Below are 424 nucleotides of genomic sequence, written 5' to 3'. Positions count from 1 at the left end.
ACGCTTTCCCAAGGGACGATCCAGTATTCGCCGTTGTCGCGGGGGACGCAGACTTCCCGGCGTTGGCGGTTGAAGCGCACGGGTAAAGGGACTTCGCGGAAGAGGCCCTGGATCAGAAGGAGTGCCGGGATACCGGTGATTACCCCTCCGCCAATCAACGCAAAAACACTCAAATCGGGTGCAATGTTCCTGAACCCATAGGCCATCGCCAAAAACAGCATCACTCCAGGCCAAAGCACCATAACTGCCGAGCCAATGCTGTAGTTACCGATATCGAGAAATACCTCGTTTTTGCGCCAGATGATGTTGAGCACATCAGAAGGTTTTCTGCCGGTGGGAACAGGCAGCGGCGCCAAATAATCATTGCGGGAAAAAATCCCCTTCTTCGTAGTGCCTGCGGTTGGCTTGCTCACACCTGCGCCTC

At 55.2% G+C, this 424-nt stretch carries 1 pseudogene; it reads right to left on the bottom strand.

Annotation, left to right across the window (positions count from 1 at the left end):
* Positions 1-413: pseudogene (locus tag MKZ87_RS28860) on the bottom strand (hypothetical protein); the annotation flags it as partial.
* Positions 414-424 lie beyond the last annotated feature (11 nt).

Source organism: Pseudomonas sp. MCal1, from assembly GCF_026341415.1.
GTDB lineage: Bacteria > Pseudomonadota > Gammaproteobacteria > Pseudomonadales > Pseudomonadaceae > Aquipseudomonas.
The sequence above is the reverse complement of the archived record's forward strand: the minus strand, read 5'-3'. Positions and strand labels throughout refer to the sequence as shown.